The sequence below is a fragment of the Westiellopsis prolifica IICB1 genome (genome assembly GCF_004323185.1).
GTDB classification, from domain to species: domain Bacteria; phylum Cyanobacteriota; class Cyanobacteriia; order Cyanobacteriales; family Nostocaceae; genus Pelatocladus; species Pelatocladus prolificus_A.
On the sequence record NZ_NAPS01000001.1, the window covers coordinates 2,701,396 to 2,727,024 of the forward strand.

General features: G+C 39.7%; 19 protein-coding genes and 1 pseudogene. 11 read left to right on the forward strand and 9 right to left on the reverse strand.

The genetic code is table 11. The features are described from left to right. Positions 1 to 155: 155 nt before the first annotated feature. On the reverse strand, positions 156 to 1,004 hold the full coding sequence (locus B4U84_RS11200) for an alpha/beta fold hydrolase (RefSeq protein ID WP_131118886.1): 849 nt from the start codon (positions 1,002 to 1,004) through the stop codon (positions 156 to 158). A 410-nt stretch (positions 1,005 to 1,414) separates the two neighbouring features. On the opposite strand from B4U84_RS11200, the gene B4U84_RS31940 reads away from it, so the two are divergent. Then, entirely contained in the window at positions 1,415 to 1,546 is a 132-nt protein-coding gene (locus B4U84_RS31940; RefSeq protein WP_278248328.1) for a hypothetical protein, read from the forward strand. A gap of 107 nt (positions 1,547 to 1,653) precedes the next feature. Here B4U84_RS31940 and purB read toward each other — a convergent pair whose 3' ends face one another. Together purB and B4U84_RS11220 are read right to left on the reverse strand one after the other, a co-directional pair. Beyond that, positions 1,654 to 2,949 (reverse strand): adenylosuccinate lyase, encoded by a 1,296-nt coding sequence (gene purB, locus B4U84_RS11210; RefSeq protein WP_131117834.1) that lies wholly within the window; start codon positions 2,947 to 2,949, stop codon positions 1,654 to 1,656. Between the two features lie 205 nt (positions 2,950 to 3,154). Then, on the reverse strand, positions 3,155 to 4,072 hold the full coding sequence (locus B4U84_RS11220) for a YihY/virulence factor BrkB family protein (RefSeq protein WP_131117837.1): 918 nt from the start codon (positions 4,070 to 4,072) through the stop codon (positions 3,155 to 3,157). A 257-nt stretch (positions 4,073 to 4,329) separates the two neighbouring features. Between B4U84_RS11220 and B4U84_RS11225 the strand changes: the two are divergent. From B4U84_RS11225 to B4U84_RS11235, 3 genes and pseudogenes are all read left to right on the forward strand, one after another. Beyond that, a pseudogene (locus B4U84_RS11225) lies at positions 4,330 to 5,394 on the forward strand (KGK domain-containing protein); the annotation flags it as partial. A 116-nt stretch (positions 5,395 to 5,510) separates the two neighbouring features. Continuing rightward, positions 5,511 to 5,756, forward strand: a complete 246-nt coding sequence (locus B4U84_RS11230; protein ID WP_131117840.1) for an HNH endonuclease — start codon at positions 5,511 to 5,513, stop codon at positions 5,754 to 5,756. 37 nt (positions 5,757 to 5,793) lie between these two features. Further along, on the forward strand, positions 5,794 to 6,042 hold the full coding sequence (locus B4U84_RS11235) for a hypothetical protein (protein WP_131117843.1): 249 nt from the start codon (positions 5,794 to 5,796) through the stop codon (positions 6,040 to 6,042). A 205-nt stretch (positions 6,043 to 6,247) separates the two neighbouring features. On the opposite strand, the gene B4U84_RS11240 is transcribed toward B4U84_RS11235, so the two are convergent. Next, positions 6,248 to 9,073, reverse strand: a complete 2,826-nt coding sequence (locus B4U84_RS11240; protein ID WP_131117846.1) for a DUF3536 domain-containing protein — start codon at positions 9,071 to 9,073, stop codon at positions 6,248 to 6,250. 609 nt (positions 9,074 to 9,682) lie between these two features. On the opposite strand from B4U84_RS11240, the gene cax reads away from it, so the two are divergent. After that, entirely contained in the window at positions 9,683 to 10,774 is a 1,092-nt protein-coding gene (gene cax / locus B4U84_RS11245) for a calcium/proton exchanger (protein WP_131117848.1), read from the forward strand. Positions 10,775 to 11,336: 562 nt separating this feature from the next. Continuing rightward, positions 11,337 to 12,113: a peptidoglycan-binding domain-containing protein gene (locus B4U84_RS11250; protein ID WP_131117851.1), complete on the forward strand. Its 777-nt coding sequence runs from the start codon at positions 11,337 to 11,339 to the stop codon at positions 12,111 to 12,113. Between the two features lie 1,134 nt (positions 12,114 to 13,247). Here the strand turns inward: B4U84_RS11250 and purH are convergent. Continuing rightward, positions 13,248 to 14,783: a bifunctional phosphoribosylaminoimidazolecarboxamide formyltransferase/IMP cyclohydrolase gene (gene purH, locus B4U84_RS11255; RefSeq protein ID WP_131117854.1), complete on the reverse strand. Its 1,536-nt coding sequence runs from the start codon at positions 14,781 to 14,783 to the stop codon at positions 13,248 to 13,250. Positions 14,784 to 15,130: 347 nt separating this feature from the next. On the opposite strand from purH, the gene tnpA reads away from it, so the two are divergent. The 5 genes from tnpA (at position 15,131) to B4U84_RS11280 (ending at position 19,595) form a co-directional block, all read left to right on the forward strand. Further along, positions 15,131 to 15,601 carry an IS200/IS605 family transposase gene (tnpA, locus tag B4U84_RS11260; RefSeq protein WP_131117857.1) on the forward strand — a complete coding sequence of 157 codons (471 nt, stop codon included), beginning with the start codon at positions 15,131 to 15,133 and terminating at the stop codon, positions 15,599 to 15,601. Positions 15,602 to 15,865: 264 nt separating this feature from the next. Then, on the forward strand, positions 15,866 to 16,519 hold the full coding sequence (locus B4U84_RS11265; RefSeq protein WP_017313249.1) for an alpha/beta hydrolase: 654 nt from the start codon (positions 15,866 to 15,868) through the stop codon (positions 16,517 to 16,519). A gap of 176 nt (positions 16,520 to 16,695) precedes the next feature. After that, entirely contained in the window at positions 16,696 to 16,908 is a 213-nt protein-coding gene (gene isiD, locus B4U84_RS11270; protein ID WP_009455186.1) for a protein IsiD, read from the forward strand. Positions 16,909 to 17,028: 120 nt separating this feature from the next. Beyond that, positions 17,029 to 18,264 carry a bifunctional phosphopantothenoylcysteine decarboxylase/phosphopantothenate--cysteine ligase CoaBC gene (gene coaBC, locus B4U84_RS11275; RefSeq protein ID WP_131117860.1) on the forward strand — a complete coding sequence of 412 codons (1,236 nt, stop codon included), beginning with the start codon at positions 17,029 to 17,031 and terminating at the stop codon, positions 18,262 to 18,264. Between the two features lie 101 nt (positions 18,265 to 18,365). After that, complete coding sequence (locus tag B4U84_RS11280; protein WP_131117863.1) at positions 18,366 to 19,595, forward strand: response regulator; 1,230 nt, start codon at positions 18,366 to 18,368, stop codon at positions 19,593 to 19,595. 21 nt (positions 19,596 to 19,616) lie between these two features. On the opposite strand, the gene B4U84_RS11285 is transcribed toward B4U84_RS11280, so the two are convergent. The 4 genes from B4U84_RS11285 to B4U84_RS11300 are packed head-to-tail and all read right to left on the reverse strand — an operon-like array spanning position 19,617 to position 25,493. Then, entirely contained in the window at positions 19,617 to 20,711 is a 1,095-nt protein-coding gene (locus B4U84_RS11285; RefSeq protein ID WP_131117866.1) for a chemotaxis protein CheW, read from the reverse strand. Between the two features lie 11 nt (positions 20,712 to 20,722). Further along, positions 20,723 to 21,571 carry a CheR family methyltransferase gene (locus tag B4U84_RS11290; RefSeq protein ID WP_131117869.1) on the reverse strand — a complete coding sequence of 283 codons (849 nt, stop codon included), beginning with the start codon at positions 21,569 to 21,571 and terminating at the stop codon, positions 20,723 to 20,725. A 21-nt stretch (positions 21,572 to 21,592) separates the two neighbouring features. Further along, entirely contained in the window at positions 21,593 to 22,660 is a 1,068-nt protein-coding gene (cheB, locus tag B4U84_RS11295) for a chemotaxis-specific protein-glutamate methyltransferase CheB (RefSeq protein ID WP_044448667.1), read from the reverse strand. A gap of 55 nt (positions 22,661 to 22,715) precedes the next feature. Continuing rightward, positions 22,716 to 25,493 (reverse strand): hybrid sensor histidine kinase/response regulator, encoded by a 2,778-nt coding sequence (locus tag B4U84_RS11300; RefSeq protein ID WP_131118888.1) that lies wholly within the window; start codon positions 25,491 to 25,493, stop codon positions 22,716 to 22,718. Positions 25,494 to 25,629: the final 136 nt, after the last annotated feature.

Sequence of the window (25,629 nt, forward strand, 5' to 3'; positions counted from 1 at the left end):
CAATACGGTTCGGTTAAGAATTTTTCGTCATAATTTTGGATATGTAGAGACGCGATATATCGCGTCTCTACAGGATTTAAATGCCAATCGATTTGTCTTATCCGAACCGTATTGGGGGTGGGGTGGGAATTATAAGTAATCAAGCGAACCTGATATTAATGTTCTCTATGAAGTTGTAAATAATCTTTTACAGTTTGATTAAAGGCTTCAGGTTGGGTCAAAAATGGCCAATGATTACCGGGAACTCGGCATAGTTGTAAGTTTTTGAGGTATGTTTTATAAGGTTTAAGTTGCCATTCTTGGCGGTTAACACCTTTTTCTGGCTGGACAAATAAGGTAGGAATATGAATTGGGACTGTTAAACCGGGAACCTGCATCACTTCCTCAAAAATGCGATCGCGTGCAACAATAGGAAACTTGCTACCCCAACTACCATCAGGTTTTTGTTCGATACCAGCTTGGAAAACTTTTTGTTGTAAGCGACTCCAGCCTTTGTATGCTGTTAATTGACGGGCTTGTGTTTCTGCTGCTTCGTAACTGGTGAATGGCCCCATTGCTTTGAGAAACGACAGGAAGCGGTACAAAATTGGAAATGTCATCTTCAAGAAACTGGGCATTTGCCAGATAAAAATCGGATCGACTAAAATCATACTCCGCAATCGTTCTGGATTTTGTCTAGCCCAGATGCAAGCTAATTTACCACTCCAGGAGTGGGCGAGGACATGAGTACTTGTCCATCCTAATTTATGCATCAATGCTTCCAGATCTGCGATCGCACTCTCAAAGCTATAATCTTTTTCTGGCTTACTACTTTCACCATGACCGCGTAGATCAGGTGCAACTATGTGATACTGTGGCGCTAGGTAATCTCCCAAGCTAGACCAAACCAAGGCGTGGTCAGCTAAACCATGAAGTAATAATAAAGGTTCCTGATCTTGAGTTTGGTTCCACTCCAAATAAGAAAGTTGAATATCAGGCTTTGCTAAAGTTTGACGTACAGGGATCATTGGAGAATTCTTGGTGAAGAGGTTGCTTCCGGTTTCAATGGTACAGGACTGATGCCAAATCTTTGATCAAGAAAAAAAGAGCGCTCCCAAGGAAGCGCTTTTGTTAAGCAATCATAGAACAATAAACTTAAGTTTAATATTAAAGGCCCTATTTTTAGATTACAGAAATTAAAGCAACAAAATTATTAAGAGAATTTATCTAGCTTGTATTTATGGATTTATATCCAGTAATTATTACAAGTCCTTGAGAGCTAATTACGAACAGATTCACAAAAAGTAATTAATAGACTTTTAGAAGCAAGCCCTAACTTAGGCGATGCTATTCCTGGTAGAACATCCTGGAATTGACTACAAAAGTTGTGGTTCTCTAGATAAAGCGACACCGTCTATGGTGCTATAGTAGTGTCATGTCTACCGCACCATTACTTCGAGTTGTCATTGATACCAACGTTGTCTTTGAAGGCTTAACCAAGCAAGGCGGGTCTGCGGATCTGATTATTGATGCAATTCGTCATCAAAGAGTGGAATCCCAAAAATAACAATAATTTTGGGGCTATAATCTGGCAAAAATTTCAAGAAGCGATCGCTGCTCTCGTAGATTAATCAAGTAGAGGCGAACGGTCGTTCGCCCCTACCAACCACTAAACTAAATCCCCAAACGTTGATACACTTGATCTAAATGTTGCAAATGATGTTGTGGATCGAAGCATCCTGCAATTTCTGTTGATGATAATTTTGCACTCACACGGGGATCTTTGCTAATCAACTCGCGGAAATTTCCTTCCGGTTTGTTCCAAGCGGTATGAGCATTTTCTTGAACGATTTTATAAGCTTCTTCACGGGTGATTCCCTTTTCTACCAAGGTGAGTAAGACTCTTTGGCTAAAGACGACGCCGCCATAAACGTTCATATTCCGCGCCATATTTTCTGGATAAACCAGTAGATTCTGTATCAAGTCAGTTGTCTCTACCAACATAAAATGTGTCAGAGTGCAAGTATCTGGTAAAATTACTCGTTCTACAGAACTGTGGGAAATATCCCGTTCGTGCCAAAGGGCAACATTTTCTAAAGCTGCAACAGCATGACTTCTGATAATTCTGGCCATACCTGTGAGGCGTTCGGAACGAATGGGGTTGCGCTTGTGAGGCATAGCAGAAGAGCCTTTTTGCCCTTTGGCAAAGAATTCTTCGACTTCCAAAACATCGGTTTTTTGGAGGTTGCGAATTTCCACGGCAAAACGTTCGATGGAAGCTGCAAGTAAAGCCAACTGTTGCACAAAGTCGGCGTGGCGATCGCGTGAGATTACCTGTGTTGAGGCTGCATCGGGTTGGAGTCCGAGTTTTTGGCAGGCGATCGCTTCCACGCGTGGTTCAATATTGGCATAGGTTCCCACTGCACCAGAAATTTTACCGACAGCGATCGTTTTGTGCAGAATTTGCAGGCGTTCTTGATGGCGCAACACCTCCGCTAACCACCCAGCTAGTTTAAAACCAAAGGTGATCGGTTCAGCGTGAATCCCGTGGGAACGTCCGATCATCACTGTGTAGCGATGTTCTTTGGCCTTTTGACGAATGACATCAATTAATGCTTGCAGATGTTGCAATAACAAATCCAAACTAGCAACCAATTGCAACGCTAAAGCTGTATCCAACACATCGGAACTAGTTAAACCCAAATGAATATAGCGTCCAGCATCACCTACATATTCATTGACATTTGTCAAGAAAGCAATGACATCGTGACGGACTTCCGCTTCAATTTCTAACACTCGTTTGGGATCGAAATTCGCCTTAGCTTTAATTTCTGCAACCGCCTGAGCTGGAATATAACCTAATTCCGCCTGTGCTTCACAAACAGCGATTTCTACTTGCAACCAGGTTTTAAACTTATATGCATCTGTCCATAAATTGCCCATCTCAGGCAAGGTATAACGCTCAATCACAGTCCGTCACAGAGTACAACGGTCATATTGTACAGTGGTCTGTGGGTTAAAGGATCGGGGATCGGGGATTGGGGATCGGGGATCGGGAAGAGACTTGTTAAATAATTCCCCCCACACTTCCAGACGCGATGAATCGCGTCTCTACATTACTCCCCACACTCCCAGACGCGATGAATCGCGTCTCTACATTATTTCCCACACTCCCCTATTCCCCGCGTCTATGTTTCCTCTTGTCGTCTTTGTTTATTTCATTTAGAGAAACTGCATAATCGGCTGGAGTAATGCAAGAACCATATCTGCGGGCGTAAACTTGGGTAAATTCTGCGCCAAAAAACAAGATTTGAGCAGTATAGTAAACCCAGACTAAGATGACTACTATTGAGCCAGCAGCCCCATAGGTAGAGCCAAAAGTATTGTTACCGAGATATTGTCCGAGCGCATACCTACCAAAGGAGAACAAAAGTGAGGTTAAAGCAGCTCCTATTAAAACATCCTTCCACACAATTTTGGCATCTGGCAAAACTTTAAAAATTAGCCCAAATAATAAAGTGGTAATGATAAAACCAAGAGTGAAGTTAACAATTTGCCAGAGAAAATCAACGCCTGGTAATAAATGTTGAAAGTAGTTAATTAGCGCTGCCAATGCTGTAGTAATTACCAAGGAAACTAGCAGTAAAAAACCAATAGCTAATACCATCGCAAAAGATAAAAATCGTTGGCGAACCATGTTTTTTACGACTTTTCCTGGTTTTGGTTTCACTTCCCAAATTGTATTGAGAGAATCTTGTAATTCTGTAAATAAACCAGTTGCACCAAAAATCAAAACAACGATACTAATCAGTGAGGCGATAGTTCCTGCTCGTGGTTGGCTAGCGCTTTCAATTGCATTTTGAATAACTTCTGCACCCGCAGGGCCAATTAATCCTTGAAGTTGGGTAAAAATTGCGTTTCTGGCTGCTGCTTCTCCAAACACTGCACCTGCGATCGCAATGACAATAATTAATAATGGAGCAATAGAAAATATTGTGTAATAAGCTAATGCAGCTGCTAACCGCGATGCTTTATCTTCCTGCCATTCGTTAAATGTTTCTTTGAGTAAATCCAAAATTACTTTTAGGTTCATTCACTAAGTCTCCTCTAGCAGGATGTTTTAACCTCCAGATTAAAAACATATAGAATTTTTTGTGTGTAAAACATCTTCCTTCGGATGCTTATATTTTATCCTAGAGGTAGAATTGATCGTGCCAACTCTGATTTTTCTCTTGCTTATATCTGGCTAGACAGCATCATACATCTACCAAATACAGTTTTCGTCCGATAAAATCTAGTATTTTAAATACTCTAAATTTAGCAGAGTTAGCGCGGACAATATCTTTGTAAAGAGAATTGCTCTACAGTGCAGAGGGACACGCTACAGGTACGGAATGCAAAATTGAATATGCACAACCAAATAAAGAACGAGTTGTATTGACTTTTTTAAGTGAAGCAGAAATCAGAGAACAGGCTGTTTTTCTATGTCAGCAGCTAGGGTTTACAAATATCACCAATATCAATCAAAAAGAAGTTATCTATCAGGTGTCTTCTGATAGTCTGACAATTATTAAACAAGAGGGTGGGGAAAGTAAATCAGAAAGAGCAAAACAAGCAAAAGCGTTGATTTTGTTGTTAGAAGGGTATGTGACAAATCGCCAACACATCCACACGGTAAATCATGCTACATATTCGATGGAGCAGTTTAATTTTACCAATCTCAAGGAAGCTGCTAGTTATGCACGACGTGGAAGTAATAGCGCGGTTTTAAAGCGAATTGAATATTATTGTCATCATCCGTTATTAGAAGATGGTAACGTGATTATCGACACGCCGGGAATTGATGCACCTGTGGAGAAAGATGCACAGTTAACCTACGCCAAAATTCAACACCCGGATACTTCTGCGGTGGTGTGTGTACTGAAACCTGCGTCTGCGGGTGATATGACGAAGGAAGAAACCGAACTTCTAGAGATGATGCGGAAAAATGCAGGAATACGCGATCGCGTTTTCTACGTTTTCAACCGTATTGATGAAACTTGGTACAACACCCAGTTACGTCAACGACTCGATGATTTGATTAATCAACAGTTTCGGGATACGACAAGGATTTATAAAACTAGTGGATTGCTGGGATTTTACGGTAGTCAAATTAAAAATACCCATGGTGGGGATAGGTTTGGGTTAGATTCGGTGTTTGCTGAGAGTGTTAAAGGTGGAGATGGAAAAGAAGAAACACCGCAATTTGTCAAACAATTGTCACAAATCTATTTCAACGCAAATAGCTGGCAAAAAGGTAAGATTAAAATAAAATTACAAATATCAATTGAGTTTTGTCCTGATGAACCAGAAATAACTCAATCAGAATCGTCTCTTGATGATCTTCGTCGTAAAATCAATGAATTCAATTCATAAACTAGTACTCCAGCAAATTGGTTTTGATAAGTCGCGGGTGTTCAGATCCCCGACTTCTTAGAGAAGTCGGGGATCTATGACCCTTGATAATCTACAATATAAAATCTTTCAAAAATATGCACAAAAACCCCCGCATACGTATTCCTGTGGAAGTGAGAAAATACGTACATCAACGAGATAATTATCAATGTCAAAGTTGTGGTCAAACAGCTAATGAAACTCATCTAACTATTGACCATATTATCCCCTTGGCGCGTGGTGGTACAAACGATATCAGTAATCTACAAACACTGTGTTTTACCTGCAATCAGCAGAAAACAGACAATATTGATCCGCGCTTTCGGCGTTATTTTGAGTCTTAGGCTAAGATCGATTGTTAGTTGATCATCAATGTACCGAATGCCGAAAAAATTGCATCACAATTCCCAAAATTGGACTCAAGCTTTTTTCAAACTCCTTCCAAGTGGCTTGATTTTTATTGCTGTTTTTATCGCATTGTTTCCATGGTTGTATGAAGTCAAAACCAAAGCTGGAATTAACATATCATCCAAGTATCATGCTGGGCCTTTTTTTGAAAAGCACACTCACGGATTATTTAAATGTGAGTGGCTTTATCCTTACCATTGCGATCGCCCAATCAGAAATTAGAATCGGGGATCGGGGATCGGGGATTGGGTATTTGAATAAATTCCTCCTTGTCTCCCCACACTCCCAGACGCGATGAATCGCGTCTCTACATTACTCCCCACACTCCCAGACGCGATATATCGCGTCTCTACATTACTCCCCACACTCCCAGACGCGATATATCGCGTCTCTACATTACTCCCCACACTCCAAGCACTCTCCCTTGTCATCCCATCTGATTCAACCAGTAACTAACGTCAACGGCTAATTTTTGTCCTAACTTTAATAACTGTCGATACTTTGTGATGTCTTCATTACTCGCGATCGCGATTTGACATTGAGGGATAATCTTGTTGTACAAACAGCTAAAGTATAGTTCTTGAGGTCTATTCAAAGTGATCCCGACATTTAGCTGATACCCAACATCTATCAATCTTTCCAAGCGCTGAATATCTGCATCAAATGTACCATTGGGATCGTGCAATAACTGCCAAAGTAATCGCAAAATCAACTGTTCTAACATCTGCTTACCTTCGGGAATATTTAACCGACAGCGCAGTTGTTTCGCTTCATTGGCGATCGCTTTTAGCTCCAGGATATGATTTATACTCAATTGAGGTTCGCTAATATCTTGCTCTAAGGCGCGCAGTATGGTCATACACCGATAGGTCAAAGCTATTTCGGCTGCGACTTGTAATTCTTGGGGTGCTGCTAATTCATCCCGATGGAATGCCATCAGAACCCCGTAATTATCCCGGTAGGTTTGTGTATAAAGTTGGTCTAATCTTGTCAATGTTTCCTGACTCAACAATTGCATCAGACGGTGGCGTTCTTCAGCGAAGAGATTTTCTAAGCTAAACGCTTGATCCCCGAATAACTGCATCATTACTAAGATAGTGTTTGCGGCACTAGCTTTTTGTAGTGATGCCAATAATTGTTCTTTGATTTGACTGTAATGACGCCTTCCTTCAAATGGTTGAATGCAACAGTGGAAATCCCAACCTCCTAAATGCAGCACTGCAAAGACTAAATGTTCAGTTTCCCAGGTGATTTCTGAGATTAACTTTAAGTGTCCGACTGCTAGTGTCAAGCTTCCCAGACGTTGCAGATGGTAATCTAATTCATGAACGTTATAGCAATAAACCCGTTTTTGGTAGGAATGGGAATGCTTGACAGTACAGTAATTGGGTGAAGTACCATTGCCATTGCGGGTTTCGCCTTTGTGATTGTTAAACAAAGAAGCGATCGCGTGATGGGCTGCAACTTGCTTAAACGTGATTTGTGAAGTTACCACCAGTTGGCGATAAACTTCCCCACCATGTCCGAAAATATCAATATTACTGGGAGCAATGGCAAGACGTTTGAGGAATTCTTTTTCTAGTTGCACACCTGCTACATCTGCTGCCAATTCTATAGCACGGGCGGCGTAGCGCAGAATCTGTGTTCCTTCCGGACGGGATATTTCCTCAAAAAACCAACCGCAACTTGTAAACATCAACAAAGCATGACGCTGCATTTCCAGCAAGCGTAAAGCGTCTATTTGTTCTGTATCCTTGAGTTCGCTTTTTTGATGGCGGGCGAGGAAGCGGTGAATATTGTTTGGTGAACGATCCAGAATTACCTTAATATATTCGTCTCGTGCTTGCCAGGGATCAAGGAAAAACTGTCTACCGTGTTCTTCATACACTTGCGTTAGGCGATCGCGTAACCAGTTTAAGGTATTTCGTAATGGACGACGCCATTTTTGATGCCATTCACCACCACCACCACAACCGCAATTATCTTGCCATCTATCTACACCATGGGCGCAACTCCAAGCGGTAACAGGCTTTAACTCTACCTCCCAGCTAGGAGGATTCAAGCTGAGATAATGGGCAAAGTTGGTAACAGTCCAACCCCGGTGGGAAAATTCTTTGGTAAAGGCGTATGCCAGAGTTTTCTCTGTTCCTCCCTTATGATGTCCAAAGGTTTCCCCATCTGTGGCTACAGAAATTAACTGTGCAGGACGATGATCCCCGCGTACCGCCGAACCAATCCGTCCTGCTAAATGTCCCGAATTGAACAGAACATCACTAAAACCCATATCCCGCGAAATCGGGCCATCGTAGAAAAAGATATCGATATAAGGAAGGGATTGGTGATCAGGGATTGGTGATTGGGAAGTCAAATTTTCTATCTCTTGCTCCCCGATCCCCGATTCCCGATTCCCGATTCCCGATCCCCGATCCCCGATCCCCGATCCCCGATCCCCGATCCCCGTTCCCCGACCCACCATACTCAAAGGAGAAGATGCTGTACTGAGTGTGGGTTTGAGATAGCAACGATAGGGACGGGTGGGATCAATCTGACTACCGCCGACTTCGTGCCATTCTGGATGGGGATTGTCTTTGGTAGGTAGGAGACGACAACGCTGTGCTTGGGAGGGTGCTAAGACGATAAAGCGAATTCCTTCTTTGATCAAGGCTTCGAGGGTGGCGTAGTCTACAGCAGTTTCCGCCAACCACATACCTTCGGGATCGCGTTGAAAGCGGGATCGGAAATCTGCTTTACCCCAACGAATCTGCGTATATTTGTCGCGATCGTTGGCTAGAGGCATGATGATATGGTTATATACTTGCGCGATCGCGTTGCCATGTCCATGCAAACGTTCACAAGATTTGCGATCGGCCTCTAAAATTCGCTGATACACTTCTACGTCGTGGCGTTCTAGCCAGGACATCAGGGTTGGACCAATATTAAAGCTCAAATACTCGTAATTATTAACGATCCCCACCAGTTCGCCCCGATCATTTAGCACCCTAGCAAAGGCATTTGGGCGATAACATTCATGATGAATGCGTTCATTCCAATCATGAAATGGTGCTGCACCCGGTTGGCGTTCGATCGCATCCAAATATGGATTTTCCCGTGGTGGTTGGTAAAAATGACCATGTACAGTCACGTAAACACCCGTAGCCGTCGTCAAGGGATTAGGCAATTTGGCGTTTGGAGAATTTTCTTGTGATGTCAAATTTACGCCAGTTTGACCTGGCAATTCAGCAGCAGAAGTCATGTAGTGTATCCAAAATCAAAAATACTTGCAATTGTGCCGACAAATATATGCGTTTACTTTGTATAGCGGCATTTCTGGTAAATATTAGCGCAGGTAGACAACAACAACCAGATGAATGCACTTCAGAGTATAGCTCATAAAATTACGGGCAATCTGCATCATCAAGCAGTCGTTTCCCGAAATACAGGAATAAAACAGCCAATTGAAAAAGACTGATGAAGTTTTTTCCACTGGCAGTACTAAAAATTTAATTGTCTTTTAATATATTAAACATTATTTTTGGTGTAAAATTTTTAGCTTAATAAAAACTTTTGCAAAGAAAAGTTATTAATACTCTTTAAAACTCCAATTTATTTTACAAATTTTACCATCTGTATGTAAACAGAACTATTTCGGAACAATTTAAAGAGTAGAAAAAGAAGACAAGGAAGTGTGGGGAGAGGTGGGAGACAAGGGGGACAAGGGAAGGGGGACAAGGGAGACAAGGGAGAAAGCAGAAAACCAACCACTAAAATCCAAAATCCAAAATCCAAAATCCAAAATCGATTGACCCTTGACGATTGACCCTTGACGATTGACCATTGACAATTGACCATTAACTATTAACAAATGTCAGGTAAAAACATTCTCTTTTTAGTTCTATTGCTGTTTATTCCAGTTTCTGTAGCGGCTCACTTTTTACACTGGGAAGATTTAATAGTATTCATTGCAGCTGGATTAGCAATTTTACCTCTAGCTGCTTGGATGGGAACAGCAACAGAAGAAATCGCTGTGGTAGTAGGTCCTACTTTAGGAGGATTATTAAATGCTACTTTTGGTAATGCCACAGAATTAATTATTGCGATCATTGCCTTAAAAGCAGGATTAGTGGACGTAGTCAAAGCCAGTATCACCGGCTCAATTATTGGTAATTTGCTGTTGGTGATGGGTTTGGCGATGTTATTAGGCGGATTGCGTCATAAAGAACAGACATTTCAACCGATAGTAGCGCGGATGAACTCATCTGCCATGAATTTAGCGGTGATTGCTATTTTATTGCCAACAGCAATGAACTTTTCCTCGCCAGGTATTGGTGAAAAAACCCTGCAAAATCTTTCTTTAGCAGTAGCTGTTGTCTTAATCCTGGTTTATGCTTTGACACTGCTATTTTCGATGAAAACTCACTCCTATCTTTACGATGTCGGTCTAGCAGAAACAGAAGGTTTGGAAGTGAATGATCACAAACCTAATATTTGGTTGTGGGGCGGGGTGTTGTTGGTATGTACTCTGTTAGTAGCAATAGAATCAGAACTACTGGTGGATTCTCTAGAAGCAGCCACCTCTGAGTTAGGCTTGACAGCGTTATTTACAGGGGTGATCCTTGTCCCTATTATTGGCAATGCTGCTGAACATGCTACAGCCGTAACTGTAGCCATGAAAGACAAAATGGATCTTTCCCTTTCCGTAGCGGTGGGATCAAGTATGCAGATTGCTCTGTTTGTTGCTCCGGTGTTAGTGATTGTAGGGAAGTTTTTCGGTCAACCAATGGATCTAGATTTTAGCCCGTTTGAATTGGTGGCTGTAGCTGTATCAGTATTAATTGCTAATTCTATTAGTTCTGATGGTAAATCAAATTGGTTAGAAGGCACGTTACTTTTAGCGGCTTACATACTTTTAGGATTTGCTTTTTACTTCTACCCAGTAGTTGATGCTATGAGTTAGAGACAGGACTGACGCAAGTAATAACTGAAACTATGATTTACACAGTAGGGGTAATTGATCATTTGCCCCTACTGTGTATAGTTTTGCATAAGCCGCAAGAGAATCATGAGTAATCGGTGATCAGTAATAAAAATGTGAATTATCTATCACTAATTACCAAAATAGTGTAGGTGAATAAATGAAGGGTGACACCCCTCAACCCCCTGATTCTTTGGCTTAACAAGGGAACTGAGCTATTTAGTAGCAAATTATAATTCCACTAACTTGAACGCTACTTTAACAGTATTAAATTTAAAATTTAAGTGTAAGAATAATAAAGTATACTATGGTTTACGTCTTTTTGTTTTTGGTTTCAAAGGGACTTGATATTACACATATATCCACTCTATCTGAAATTTTACTCAGATTTTTATTTGCCATCTATCAAAGGAGGCGATTCTGAATATCGCACCGATTTTTTGAAGAAAATAACTAAATTTTTTAGTTAGAAATACGCACTATTCCGGAGGATGAACTCTTTGGTGTGTGAAAGAAAATATGGGCGTTAGTAAAATGAAATACAATGAGTGATATGGGTCTACTGATAACAGGCGTGTTAACAACAGGACAACCTTCTTTACCTAATACTCAGGTGAATTCACCGATTCAGCTAGACAATGACATAAACAAGTCAGAAGAAAATCAGTTATCTGAAGTTGTTGTTGCAAATCAAATCACACCCCCTGAATTCATCACAGAGGATAAGCAAGTTTCTGTGATCCCGCCTGCGATCGCACCGGATGTAGGTGATAATAATCATCAAGCTCAAACTATCAAACAAAAACTGCAAAAATTTGATGAATCCAGAGATTCCCCAGTTGTCACAGAAGATACTGCTATAGATAGTGTTGATGGCTCAAATGTACAGCCAGAGTTTACTTCCATTTATGAAGGAACAACAACTGAGGACAATTTTTTACTTGCTTTTACTTCCACAACTCAGGCTCAAGATATAAATAAATATACTGCCGTTCCACGAAAATCTGTTCACCACCAGCCCCAATATATTGCAGGGGGACTTGGAGAACGGCCTCGTGTCAGAAATAAACAACCCACAAACAATACACGGGTAACAAAAGTTGCTCAAACTAGTCCGGTTTTACCAATTCTCGGTTTTGGTAATAGGGGTGATGCTGTCAGAGTGTTACAACGGGTCTTAAGATTTAACGGTTATACTGTGCAAGTCGATGGAATTTTTGGTGCTTTAACAGAATCTGCTGTCAAGGCTTTTCAAAATCGCCGAAATTTAGTTTCAGATGGAATAGTCGGTCAAAAAACCTGGCGGGAGTTAACAAGATAGTTCATGGTCAAATGTCCATTGTTAAAGATATAGAGAATTTAAAATTGACCATTGATTATTTATCTATAAATATTTATTGCAACAAAAGTTCAATTATTTGATATTAATATTATTCTCAATTTGAACATCAGTGAACATAAATCAAGTTTTTTATGATACTACAAATTTACCCAGTTCACTTATTTATAATAACAGCATGAGAATTGAAATTTGGGTGGGTCATTATGAGTGAACAAACACACCAATCAACACAAGATCATAGTGTAGCCAACATCATGATCATCTCTTTGCTTGCCTTGTGTGGACTAACTGCTATATTTCTACTAGGAATTTTTTAGTTGAGTTAGGATTCAAAAATCTTGGATTTGTTAAAATTTATCTTCAAACAGCAGCCTAGAAATTATCAAGATTGGGCTGCTGTTTTGCATTATTTGGTTGTTGCTTTAAAGACTAATGGTTAAACAAGCCTAAAATCCTTAGCAATGACCAATGACCAATGACCAATGACCAATGACCAATGACAACCTCTACCAGACGCGAAATTTAGCGTCTGGTACATTTGTGCCGACCTACTTATACCAATTATTTATGAAGATGCACAGAATATGAAAAAACTAACCGCCATAGACGCGCAAGCGGCTACTTACCCTACCTTCGGAACCCTCTTCGAGGGAACGGGAACCCTTTCTCTTAACAGAAGCCACTACCTACGGAAGCCGCAGAAGCGTCTACGTGTCTACCGGAACGGTAGACGCCAAGACGCCAAGAGTGGAGAGTTAGTCATTTAGTGCGGCTTCACATTAAATTGGTATTAGTTAAAAACCTTAAAAAACAAAAAGCGCTTGGGAGTGTTGCCGTGTTTCCACCCCAGGCGCTTTTCGTTTTACACTTGCTCCTCACACACAATTAAAAGATATCACTACTTTTAGATGATGACAAGTACTTAAGATAAAAATTTTTTCTCCTCAATAATTTGCCATTAAAAAAGCGCTTGGAGTGTTACCACGTTGCCACTCCAAACGCTTTTTACTTCAAACTTACTCCTCACACACAATTAAAGATTAACATTGTGTTTATCTATCTACAAGCATAATATAGACACTTTGGCAAGTGTAACATCCTACTTAAGATAGATTAATGTAAAAAGTGACGTACACCTGTGAAAACCATGACTAAACCAAGCTCATTTGCAGCTTGTATCGAATCTTGATCTCGCAAACTTCCACCTGGTTGGACTACCGCCATAATTCCCGCCGCTGCGGCAGTTTTTACAGAATCATCGAAGGGGAAAAATCCATCACTAGCAAGAACTGCACCTTTAGCTTTTTCACCAGCTTGTTCAAGGGCAATTTTCACCGAACCAACGCGGTTCATTTGTCCTGCACCAACACCTAAAGTTGTGCGATCGCTACTGACAACAATAGCGTTAGATTTGACGTGTTTGCAAACTTTCCATGCGAACAGTAATTCTGCTAATTCTGTGGGTGTGGGTTGGCGTTCGGTGACAATTTGCCATTGGCTGGTATCGGCGACAATATCATCTGAAGCTTGGACTAGGAAACCACCTGCGATCGCTTTGACTGTTTCTGTGGGGCCACTACTTAAATCTGGTAAAATCAAAATCCGTACCTTCGACTTTGCAGCCAGAATTGCTTTTGCGTCCTCTTCACATCCTGGTGCGACTACACATTCTAAAAATGTTTTTGTTAACTCAGTTGCGGTTGCAGCATCAATTGGACGGTTGAGGGCAACGATACCACCAAAAGCAGACACAGGATCAGCATTGAAGGCTTTTTGGTAAGCTGCGGCGATCGTGCTACCTTGAGCTGTACCACAGGGGTTAGTATGTTTGATAATCGTTGCAGCCGGACTGTCAGTGAATTCGGCGATGATGCGGCGTGCTGCTTCTAAATCAACTAAGTTATTGTAACTGAGTTCTTTCCCTTGCAATTTAGTAGCAGCAGCCCAACCTGTAGAATTTGCACCACTTTGATACCAAGCTGCACTTTGATGGGGGTTTTCACCGTAGCGTAAAGATTGTAGTTGTTTTCCTGAAAGAGTGAATGTTTCTGGTATTTCTGTTTGTTGTGTTTCGAGCAGATAAGATGCGATCGCTTGATCATAACTAGAAGTATGCAAAAATCCTTTCAAGGCACACTTTTGGCGAAATTCAAACGATGGTTCTGTGTGTTGGCGTAATTCCTGTAAATACTCGTCATATTGGCAGGGATCACACAACACCGTTAAATGAGCAAAGTTTTTGGATGCTGCCCTCAGCATAGCAGGACCACCAATATCAATTTGCTCGATTGCTTCTGCTAATGTGACATCGGGTTTAGCAATAGTTTCCTCAAAAGGATAAAGATTTACCACTACTAAATCTATCGGACGAATTTGGTTATCTGCCAAATCCATCATATCTTGAGGAATATCCCGACGCGCGAGAATTCCACCGTGAATGCGCGGATGTAGAGTTTTCACACGACCACCTAATATTTCTGGTGAGCCTGTGTAATCTGCGACTTTTTTTACTGGTAATCCCGCATTTTTGAGAGTTTGAGCAGTACCACCACTACTAATTAATTCAAAGTCAAATTCTTCTACTAAGCTACGGGCAAGTTCAATTAATCCAGTTTTATTTGATACACTCAACAGTGCTAGACGTGCCATAATTCCCCAGTTTTCTTTGATTAAGATAAGCAATATCCCGCCTTGGAATTGATTCCAAGGCTAAAAGCAAAAGTCGGCTTCAGCCGACTAGGAGATTTTGATTAATTGTTATATTCTCCAATATTTGGAACTTAGAACACAGTCGGCTAAAGCTTGAGTTGAGCTATTAGCCTCAAAATTAATTTTGAGGTGGACTCGGCGAAAAGCAATATCCCGCCTTGGAATCGATTCCAAGGCTAACAGCAAAACTCGGCTGAAGCTGACTAGAAGAAATCAAAATCAGTTAATTCTTATGGCGTTCGCGGGAATACTAAGTGCAAAACATATCAAATACAAAAAGCACTTTCATGTCTTTGTGGCGACTTTACTATCATCTTGTGTGGGCGACAAAAGAACGCCAGCCGTTAATCACCACCGATATCGAAACCCAACTTTATAATTACATTATTGGCAAAGCCGATCAATTAGATACCATTATCCATGCAATTGACGGGGTAGAAGACCACATTCATTTAGTAGCTTCAATTCCGCCTAAACTTTCCATTTCTAATTTTGTCCAAAATATCAAAGGTAGCAGCGCTCATTATCTCAATCATCTACCTTCTTCCAAAGAAGTCTTTACTTGGCAACGGGGATATGGCGTTTTTTCGTTAGGTGGTAAACAACTTGAGCAAGCTGTTGCTTACGTGAAAAATCAGAAAGCTCATCACATGAACGGAACCACGATTTCATCTTTAGAAAATCATGCTCATGAAGATGATAGTCCAAACTTTCATCTTCATGAGCAATATCCTGCTTGGAATCAATTCCAAGGCTAATAGCAAAAGTCGGCTTCAGCCGACTAGGAGATTTTGATTAATTGCTAGATGCTTCAATATTTGGAGCTTGGAATATAGTCAGCTTTAGCTGAGTTGAGCTATTAGCCTCAGAATTAATTCTGAGGCGGACTCGGCTGAGTTGAACTATTAGCCTCAAAATTAATTCTGAGGCGGACTCGGCGAAAAGCAATATCCCGCCTTGGAATCGATTCCTGTGAAGGTGGTTAAAACGGTCAATAATTTGATTAATATCGATAAAGAGAGTTGAATCATGGGAGAAAATATCTGTCTTTAGAATTTATTCAGGTTCCCCAAAGAACAGGAAAATCACCTAAAGGATTAATCGTCGCTTTGCATGGTTGGGGTGCAAATGCTGAGGATTTAACATCTTTAGCACCATACTTAAATTTGCCTGATTATCAACTTCTGTTTCCCAATGCACCTTTTCCTCATCCTCATTCGCCTATAGGAAGAGCGTGGTATGATCTGAGCGCGGAGAATATGTATGAGGGATTAACACAAAGTCGGCAATTACTGACAGATTGGTTGCTCAGTTTAGAAAGTAGCACTGGTGTACCGCTTTCGCAGACGATTTTAAGCGGTTTTTCCCAAGGTGGAGCAATGACTTTGGATGTCGGATTAAAATTGCCCTTTGCAGGTTTAATTGTCATGAGTGGCTATTTGCATCCCGGTGCAGCAGAGACATCGCTTGCAACTTCTCTACCTGAGGTTTTAATCATGCATGGCAGATATGATCAAGTAGTACCATTACCAGCCGCACTCAATGCTAAACAAACTTTAGAGTCGCAAGGAATTAGAGTACAGTACTATGAATTTGATACGGGTCATGAAATCCAACTACCAATGCTAGAGTTAGTACGTAATTTTGTGATTAATACTCAAGTCACTACAGAGTAGCTTGTTGCAAGATTTTGTCTCATCCCAGTTACAAAAGTTTTACAAAATCCGGTATATATCCGGAAAAATTTCACGTAATTAATGCTCTCAAATGAGTAATATATATTGGGTGGCTGCGTCGGGCGCAAACAAACCCAAGCTGGATGCAAATGCTGCTAACGGGAGGGGCGAGCATTATGAAAACTCTAAGCATTTCCAAAAAAGAAATTGCTACCATGACTCCACAAGATGTAGAAAAACTAGCTACACGCTTGGAGCAGGATAACTATAGCAATGCTTTTGAAGGTTTGGATGATTGGCACATGCTACGTGCGATCGCATTTCAACGCCCAGAGTTAATTGAACCATATATTCATCTTCTAGATTTAGAACCCTACGATGAAGCCTAAAAATTTTGGATTTTAGATTTTAAATTTTAGATTTTAGATTTTAGATAGTGGACTGGATTGGTGAGCTGTATCTTTCCTCAACTGTTAAGTATCAATTATCAACTTTAAGCCATTACCTCAATGCTAAATCCAACATCTAAAATCCAAAATCTAAAATTGCAAAGGGTTCTGATTGGTATCGGCGGCGGGATCGCCGCCTACAAAATTTGTGAAGTTGTTTCCACATTATTTAAAAGTGGTGTGGAAGTTAGAACTATTCTGACTAATTCCGCCCAACAATTTGTCACACCTCTGACTTTTTCTACTCTCTCACGCTATCCTGCCTTTACAGATGAAAATTTTTGGCAACCAATTTACTCTCGTCCTTTACATATAGAATTGGGCGAGTGGGCAGAAGTATTTTTAATCGCACCTTTGACAGCTAATACATTAGCAAAATTAGCTCACGGAATGGCTGATAATTTGCTTACAAATACTGTCTTAGCTTCCACTTGTCCTGTGGTGTTAGCACCAGCTATGAACACCGATATGTGGGAACAACAGTCGGTACAGCAAAATTGGCAAAATCTCTTAAAAAATAATCGTTTTCATAGTTTACAACCAGGATCGGGATTACTAGCGTGCGATCGCGTCGGTACTGGGAGAATGACAGAACCTCCAGAAATCATTGCTTACGTTCAATCTTTACTCCACACCAGAGGTCAGCGGGATCTAGCAGGAAAACGAATCTTAATCAGTGCTGGGGGAACACGGGAGCATTTTGATCCCGTGAGATTTATTGGCAATCCTGCCACTGGCAAGATGGGGTTAGCTTTAGCACAAGCAGCACTATATAGAGGCGCAACGGTGACTTTGGTACACAGTCCGATGAATGCTGATCTACCTTTGGGAGTCGAAGCAGTTCCTGTGGTCAGTGCTGAGGAAATGCGCTCTGCTATACTACGTAATTATTCTAATTCAGATGTCGTAATTATGTCGGCCGCAGTTGCAGATGTGAAACCACGAGAGTACCATGACGAAAAATTGCCCAAGCGATCGCTTCCAGAATCTTTAGCTTTAGAACCTGTACCCGATATAATCGCAGAATTGTCCCAACGCAAACAAGATCATCAATTATTAATCGGATTTGCTGCTCAGACAGGAGATATTATCACTCCCGCTTGGGAAAAATTGCACAGAAAAAATTTAGACGCTATTGTTGCGAACCCAGTAGATAAACCTGATAGTGGTTTTGGCAGCGACAATAACCAAGCAGTATTTTTAGATAGACAAGGTCGTCAGCTAGAAATTTCACCATGTACTAAATTGCAGCTAGCTCATTATCTATTTGATTTTATTAGTGATTTTAGTAGTTAGTTGGATAACTGCTTCACTCTAGCTGTATGAGTGTCCAAGACCAAGAAATTTCCAAATTATATTAATCAATCATGATATAAAAGGGTGCAAGCTACGGCATAATGATTGCGAGCAGAGCAGAATTGCCACAAATGATACTAACAAGGCTAACTGAAGAATTAGACAACCTAAGTAAAAATGGTAGTAACGGAATACTCATCTTATACAACCACACAGTCGTTTGGAACCTTTACTTTAATGGCGGAAAGTTGGTCTATGCTACAGGTGGAATGCATCCTGTCAGACGCTGGAATAGAGCTATAAAGCAGCATTGTCCTAATTGGCAATGGAGTGTTGAGTCTCCTGTATCGTCCGAAAATCAATATTGGGAATGTCACCTCCTTGCTCAAGGAATTAGCCAAAGACAATTGAGTCCAATCCAAACCAAGTTAGTCATTCGTAGTATTGTTCAAGAATGTTTTTTTGAAATAAGTAACTATAGAGACCTAAAAAATAACTGGACACCTACTCAAAAAGATATATTTCAGTTACCGCAACTCATAGCCTTGTCTTCCTGGGAAATACTGTCAGTGTTCACCAAAGCAACGAACACACAACAAAAATGGCAAACTGCTGGTTTAGATCACCTTAGTCCTAGTCTCGCTCCAGTATTGATGTCAACGGTAGACTCTCAAGTCATCCCAATTTCCGAACAGAAATATTTCAACAGTGATTTCACCCTATGGGATATTGCCTTAGAGCAAGAAAAATCAGTGACAGAGGTGGCTCTCTCTTTGATACCTTGGGTTGATAAGGGTATACTAGAACTCCAAAAGATTCCAGATTTACCATTACCAACTATCAAAAAAATAGTAGCAGCAACGCATCCCGAATTAGAAAATAAATCTATTACATCTGTTCCAAAATCTGCTCAAGAATCTGTTCATAAACCTATTCAAGAATCTATTGATAAATCTACCCAAAAACAACCTTTAATTGCTTGTATTGATGATAGTCCAGTGTTAGCTTATGCTTTAAGAAAAATATTAATCCCCGCCGGATATCAAATGTTGAGTATTCCAGAGCCGATGCGAGGATTTTCTCAACTCATCGAACACAAACCTGATTTAATCTTGTTAGACTTACTCTTACCAAATGCTGATGGTTATAGCATCTGTAAATTTTTACGCGATACCCCCACTTTTAGAAATACACCCATTATTTTCTTAACAGAACGGAATACCCCTATTGATCGGGCCCATGCTATGTTAGTCGGTGCCACTGAATTTTTAGGTAAGCCACCACAGCCAGAAGAATTATTACAAATGGTTCATAAATATCTTAGGCAGTAAATAAAAAGATCACTAGAGCAATCAAACCGCCTCATCAACAATTAAGCCACCTTTCAGGAAAATTTTAGGTATATCCAGAATGCTCATAATTTTTTCCTGATAGGGAGCAGCACCTTGACAAAATTGAGCATTAATTGAATTGATTGTAGTTGGTATTGCTGTTACTTTTTGTAAGTTCAGGGAAAACATCACATCGTAAATTTCTTCGACTATTACACCAGCAACTATACCCTCAACTTCGATCACCATTGCTTTAGAACCAACTACTATACCCTTTGGTGTTACATTGAATAGTAATCCACGTATATCAACTAAAGTAAGTATCTCACCTCGCAGATTCATATTACCGATGATATGTGATGGGCAACAAGGAATAGGAGTTACATGATAGATATCAGTAAACTCCCGCACCATTTCTAAATCAACGCCAAAAAGATAGTCATTTAAAGTAATAACTGCTAAAGTTTTAAAGTTCTTAAAATCATGAGTTTTTGTTGAAATTCTAAGATGATCTGCTCTTTGTTTAAAAACTTTTCTTTCTTCTAAAGTTGCATTCGGACAAAATGTAGAGTTTTTTAGCAGTAAAGGTTCAGAATTTTTCGTTTGAATATCGTCTAGATTAGAGTTATCTAAAATATCCTGTTGCAGATTGCTTTGCAAAAATAAAATCTGTTGTATTTCGTCAAAACATAACCAATTTTTTGGATGACTTAAAATTAAAATATCATCGCAAAAATTGGCAACACCAGTAATAATATTTTTTTGCTCAACTACTACTAATTCTCGTTGTTCATGAAATTTAGTAGCAATTTCCTCTAAAGATATTTCTCTAATTTCATGAATTTTATTAACAAGAATCCCTAGTCGTAATTCTTCATACTTTAAAACTACTACACTATCTGTCAAGTGATAATCTGGTGACAGATAGCCTAATTTCAGATTCAAATCTATGACGGGCAAAATCTCGCCTCGGAGATTAACAAAACCAATAATTCCATTAGGAAGTTCTGGAATCGTTGTCAATTCTGGCAGATTGAAAATCTCTTCTACGAAAACTGTGTCAATTCCGTAGAGATGGTTATTTAAGCTAAAAGTGAGATACAGATTTTTTTTCATTTTTTGATTATTTACTTTTTAATATAAACAAGGGATTCTGGGAATAGTTTTATGTGAAAATTACTCATGTTTTGATTACAAAGTTCTGTATGTCCTGTAATTAAATACCCTAATGGTTGCAGAGTGTGATAAAATTTTTCTAAAATTTTTGCAATTATTGTAGGTTCAAAGTAAATAAAGACGTTTCGACAAATAACTAAATCCATATCTCGAAAATCGGAATATGGATGAATAAACAAATCTTTGACTAAATTTGTATATTGAAACTTGACCATTGTTTTGATTTGTTCGTCTAGATAATAATTATTGTTAAAATTTATAAAATATTGATCAATTATTTTCGGATCAACATTTCTTAATGACCAAGCTGTATAAATTCCTTCTTTTGCTTTTTTCAATGCTTCTTTGTTGATATCTAAACCCAGAATAGTCAAATGCCATTCCTCTAAATTGGGAATCAGTTCTTTTAAAAGAATAGCAATAGAATAAGGCTCATCACCTGTTGAACATCCAGCGCTACAAATACGAAGAGTTTTATAATTATGTTTACGTTTAATTATTTGCGGAAGAATCTTATTTCGTAATAAATTAAATTGTCCCTTGTCTCTAAAAAAGTAACTTTCAGTATTCGTCAAAATAGCAATGAATTTTTGCCATTCTATGTAGCTATATATAGTAGAAGATGCTAAAATTTTATAATATATTTCTGGATAAATGATTTTCAGATATTTCATACGCAAAAATATTTTTTGGATTAAATTTGCTTGATCACGCTCTCTAATTTGTATTCCGGTATGCTTGGCAATTAATCGAATAAAAGCCTTGGTTAGCCCTACACTTAAAGTCTCTGCTTCTGACACTTTGACTCCTAATTATTGTCTTCACAATTCAATAAAATTATTTTGCAACAGAGCCAGCAATCTTGGCGCGATCGCCTGAATTGGTAAAACTTGTTGCGCGGCTCCTAACTCAACTGCTGCTTTTGGCATTCCAAAGACTACAGAAGAAGCTTCATCTTGAGCGATGGTAAAACCGCCAGCTTGAGCGATCGCCTGCATTCCTTCTGCTCCATCTCTACCCATCCCAGTTAACAAGATTCCCACACATGCTTGACGATAAAATTTGGCAACAGATGCAAATGTAACTGTCACCGAAGGACGATGTCCTGCTATTGGTGGTGAGTCAGAATAAATAAATCTACCCCTTTGATCAAGTTCTAAATGTTGTTGTTCTGGCGGAAAATAAATTCTCCCTGGTTGTGGTATGTCCCCTAATTGAGCAATTTGAATTGGTAATCGACAATCAACAGCTAACCAATCAATTAATCCTTGCAAAAAACCAAGATAAATATGTTGTACACAAATCAGTGGTAAGGGAAAATTTGATGGTAATTTAGTTAATATCTCTTTCAGGGCTTGGGGACCACCTGTAGATGCACCAATCACTACTAGTTTTGGTTTAGCTAAGGATCTAGAAGATAAACCAGCAAGATTTTCTGCTTGTAAACTCTGTCTTTGTGTAGTCAGTTTTCGCTTTTTCCGAAATACTTTTACTCCAGAAAGAATTTTTATCTTGTTAATCAACTCCTGTTTGAATTCCTCATCATCTGCTACCAATCCTATACTTGGCTTGGGAAAAATATCCACAGCCCCTGCTTCTAAAAGCTGAAAAATATTTTTGGAATCATCTGTTTGTACAGAAACACTAATTACTAAAATTGGTCGTGGATAGAGTGCCATAACTTCAGTTGTTAACTCTAAACCATTCATATAAGGCATATGAAAATCTGTACAAATGACATCTGGTTCAACTTTAGGAATCAATTCCAAAGCTTCTAAACCAGTACAAGCTTCTCCAACCACCTCAATTTCTGGTGATGAGGTCAAAACTCTTTTTAAAAGTACCAGAGCAATTTGTGAATCTTCAACTAACAAAACTCGAATTGGCATTGATTATTTTTTGGTGGTTGGTGGTTAAACAAGGAAAAAATCTCAACACATATATTTAAATTAATCTTCCTAATATTTCTAAAAGAACATCTTGATTAAAATTACTTTTAATAATATAAGCATTAGCCCCAACATCAGCTCCTCTTGTTTTATCTGCCTCGGAAGCAAGGGTTGTCACTAGAATAATTGGCAATGTTTTATATTCTGGATGCTGACGTATTTTGGCAGTAAGTGACAATCCATCAAGATTGGGCATTTCGACATCAGAAATCATCGCATCAAATTTCCGAGTTTGGAGTTTGTTATAGCCATCTAGTCCATCTTCCGCGATTACTACTTCATATCCGGCTTTTTCTAAAAGTCGTTTTTCTTGGGTGCGAACAGGGATAGAATCTTCTACCAAGAGAATAACTGGTTTGGTTTTTACTATTTTTCTTTGTTTGGCAGAAACTAAAGATGTGGTTTGCTGGTGCAAAGATTTGAGCAAATCGGAGGGGTTAAGAATCATGCACACTTCTCCAGAACCGAGAACTGTGGCGCCACTGACATTACGCACCCGTTTTAATAACTGAGTTTGAGGTTTAATTACTACTTCTTGAGTTTGCATGAGGCGATCAACAAACAATCCAAATAGTTCTTCTCCTACTTTGATTAAAATACAAGGTTGTTGAGTGTGGTTTTGTTGCTCAAATTTGGCAACTTGAGCATAAGCAGGAGAGTTGTAAAGCTCCAGCAAATCAGCAAGATTCGCAACCAAAATACTTTGTTCATCCAAGTTAATAGTTGTGCGATATTCATTAGTAAAAATTTGCTGGGGAGAGATAAATAAAGTCCTCTGGACAAACTCAATCGGTAAAGCATGAACAATACCTTGAACTTCAAACAGGAGTACATTGTTAATCGCCAAACTTGTATTTAACTGAATGCGGAAGGTACATCCTTGAGTGGGGATTGATGCGATTTCAATATTACCTTTGAGTCGTTCGATACTTGTCCGTACGACATCTAAACCGATTCCTCGACCAGAAATTTCTGTAATAAAAGTTTGGGTGGAAAAACCAGGAGCTAAGATCAAAGCATGAAGTTGGCTAGGAGTCATATTTTCCAGTTCTTTATAACTGTACAATCCACGTTTGAAGGCAGTTTGTTTGATTTTCTCAATGTTTAGTCCCCGTCCATCATCTGCTACTTCAATGACAATTTTGTTCGCCATTTGATAGCCTTTCAACCAAATAGTGGCGACGGGAGATTTGCCAAGTTTTTCTCGTTCACCAGGAGTCTCAATGCCATGATCGATAGCATTACGAATCATGTGCATCAGAGGATCTTTGATTTCTTCGAGAATACGTTTGTCAGTGGTGATTTCTCCACCGGAAATGATTAATTCCACTTGTTTTGATTGTTGTTTGCCTAAATCTCGAACGGTGCGAGGAAGTAATTCAAACACGGTGGATAGTGGTAAAAGCCGGAGGGTACGAATTTTGTCTCTTAATTCTCCAGTAACAAAGTCTAATTTAGTATTGTGTTCTTGAATTGTATTTCTTAAAGAATAGATAGTTTTTTCTAAGCGTTCTGTGTAGGAATCAATGTTTAATGATGATGACTCAGCAACTTTTGTTTGGTTATAAAAAGCTTTCCACTCTTCCCAGAGGTTTGTCATTTCCTCAATTGCAGTGGCGGTATGAGCTATGGCGTTTTTAGTGAGAGTTAGTTCCTCGGTGTGTGTAATTAAAGCATCTAAATGAAGAGTTTGCACCCGAATTGTGTCGATGTGATAGGGTTGAGTTGCTCCTTGAGGGGGAAGGGAGAAATCTTGAATTACTGGTTTGACAGCAATTGGGGTAGGAAGTGGCGAGAGTTCAGGAAGAATTGGTAAAGATTCCGGGGTTGTGGATGGAGTCACAACTCCCACTAAATTGTTAAGGATTTCGGCTGTATTCACTCCAGTTGCTTCACCAGTTACAGCTTCGTATACCAACAAGCCGATCGCATCCAATCCTTGATAAAGGCGATCGCTCACTTCTGGAGTTAAGATCATTTCTTGACGTTTGATTCCCAACAAAATATCTTCTAATTGATGGGTGAGGGTGACTACATTTTCTACCCCTAAACTGCGGGAGTCTCCTTTCAAACTGTGAGCTTCTCGCAGCAATTGTTGTAAAGTGGCTTCATCTTGTGGTTGCTTTTGCAAGTGTAGTATACCTGCTGCCAGGGTCTGCAAATGTTCTTCGCTAGTCGTTTGATAAATTTCACGCAGTTCTTTGTCTTCGATCAAAGAAAATTGTGGTTGATGAGTATTGCTGTTATTTGCTGTATAGACAAGCGATGGCGCGTCTTTTAACTCATTAGTGCTTGTTCTAGATTCATTCTCTTGTGCAACTAATTCTTGCGGAGTGACAACTAGTTGTACTTGTTCTAAGAGTTCCTGTTTTGGCAGTTTTGACTCTGCAACGACTACCATTAACTGTTCAAGTATGTCAGCTGTATCTACCCCAGTTGGTTCACCAGTCACGGCCTCGTATACCAAAAAACCGATCGCATCCAATCCTTGATAAAGGCGATCGCTCACTTCTGGAGTTAAGATCATTTCTTGGCGTTTAAGGCTCAACAGAATCTTTTCCACTTGATCACTGAGAGTTACTACATCTTCTACACCAATAATTCTGGAGTCACCTTTGAGACTATGGACTATCCTGGCTAACTTTTCTAAAGTAGCTTCAGCCTCATCCTTTGGCTTTTGTTGTAGATGTAGTAAACCATCTGTCAGTTTTTGTAAATTTTCTTCACTGGAAATTTTATACAATTCCCGCAGTTCTTCATCTTCTATAAACATAATTTGGTCATTGGTCATTGGTCATTGGTCATTAGACGTGATTAATCACGTCTGTACAATAGTCATTTATCATTAGTTTCCCCCTTGTCCTCCTTGTCCCCCTTGTCTCCCGTGTCTCCCTTGTCTCCCCCCTCTC

What these genes read in the sequence shown, in the direction of transcription:
- B4U84_RS31940 (WP_278248328.1), top strand. Translation starts at nt 1,415, where the DNA reads ATGTCTACCGCACCATTACTTCGAGTTGTCATTGATACCAACGTTGTC.
- B4U84_RS11220 (WP_131117837.1), bottom strand. Translation starts at nt 4,072, where the DNA reads ATGAACCTAAAAGTAATTTTGGATTTACTCAAAGAAACATTTAACGAA.
- B4U84_RS11230 (WP_131117840.1), top strand. Translation starts at nt 5,511, where the DNA reads ATGCACAAAAACCCCCGCATACGTATTCCTGTGGAAGTGAGAAAATAC.
- B4U84_RS11235 (WP_131117843.1), top strand. Translation starts at nt 5,794, where the DNA reads ATGCCGAAAAAATTGCATCACAATTCCCAAAATTGGACTCAAGCTTTT.
- B4U84_RS11240 (WP_131117846.1), bottom strand. Translation starts at nt 9,073, where the DNA reads ATGACTTCTGCTGCTGAATTGCCAGGTCAAACTGGCGTAAATTTGACA.
- cax (WP_131117848.1), top strand. Translation starts at nt 9,683, where the DNA reads ATGTCAGGTAAAAACATTCTCTTTTTAGTTCTATTGCTGTTTATTCCA.
- B4U84_RS11250 (WP_131117851.1), top strand. Translation starts at nt 11,337, where the DNA reads ATGAGTGATATGGGTCTACTGATAACAGGCGTGTTAACAACAGGACAA.
- purH (WP_131117854.1), bottom strand. Translation starts at nt 14,783, where the DNA reads ATGGCACGTCTAGCACTGTTGAGTGTATCAAATAAAACTGGATTAATT.
- tnpA (WP_131117857.1), top strand. Translation starts at nt 15,131, where the DNA reads ATGTCTTTGTGGCGACTTTACTATCATCTTGTGTGGGCGACAAAAGAA.
- isiD (WP_009455186.1), top strand. Translation starts at nt 16,696, where the DNA reads ATGAAAACTCTAAGCATTTCCAAAAAAGAAATTGCTACCATGACTCCA.
- coaBC (WP_131117860.1), top strand. Translation starts at nt 17,029, where the DNA reads ATGCTAAATCCAACATCTAAAATCCAAAATCTAAAATTGCAAAGGGTT.
- B4U84_RS11280 (WP_131117863.1), top strand. Translation starts at nt 18,366, where the DNA reads ATGATTGCGAGCAGAGCAGAATTGCCACAAATGATACTAACAAGGCTA.
- B4U84_RS11285 (WP_131117866.1), bottom strand. Translation starts at nt 20,711, where the DNA reads ATGAAAAAAAATCTGTATCTCACTTTTAGCTTAAATAACCATCTCTAC.
- cheB (WP_044448667.1), bottom strand. Translation starts at nt 22,660, where the DNA reads ATGCCAATTCGAGTTTTGTTAGTTGAAGATTCACAAATTGCTCTGGTA.
- B4U84_RS11300 (WP_131118888.1), bottom strand. Translation starts at nt 25,493, where the DNA reads ATGTTTATAGAAGATGAAGAACTGCGGGAATTGTATAAAATTTCCAGT.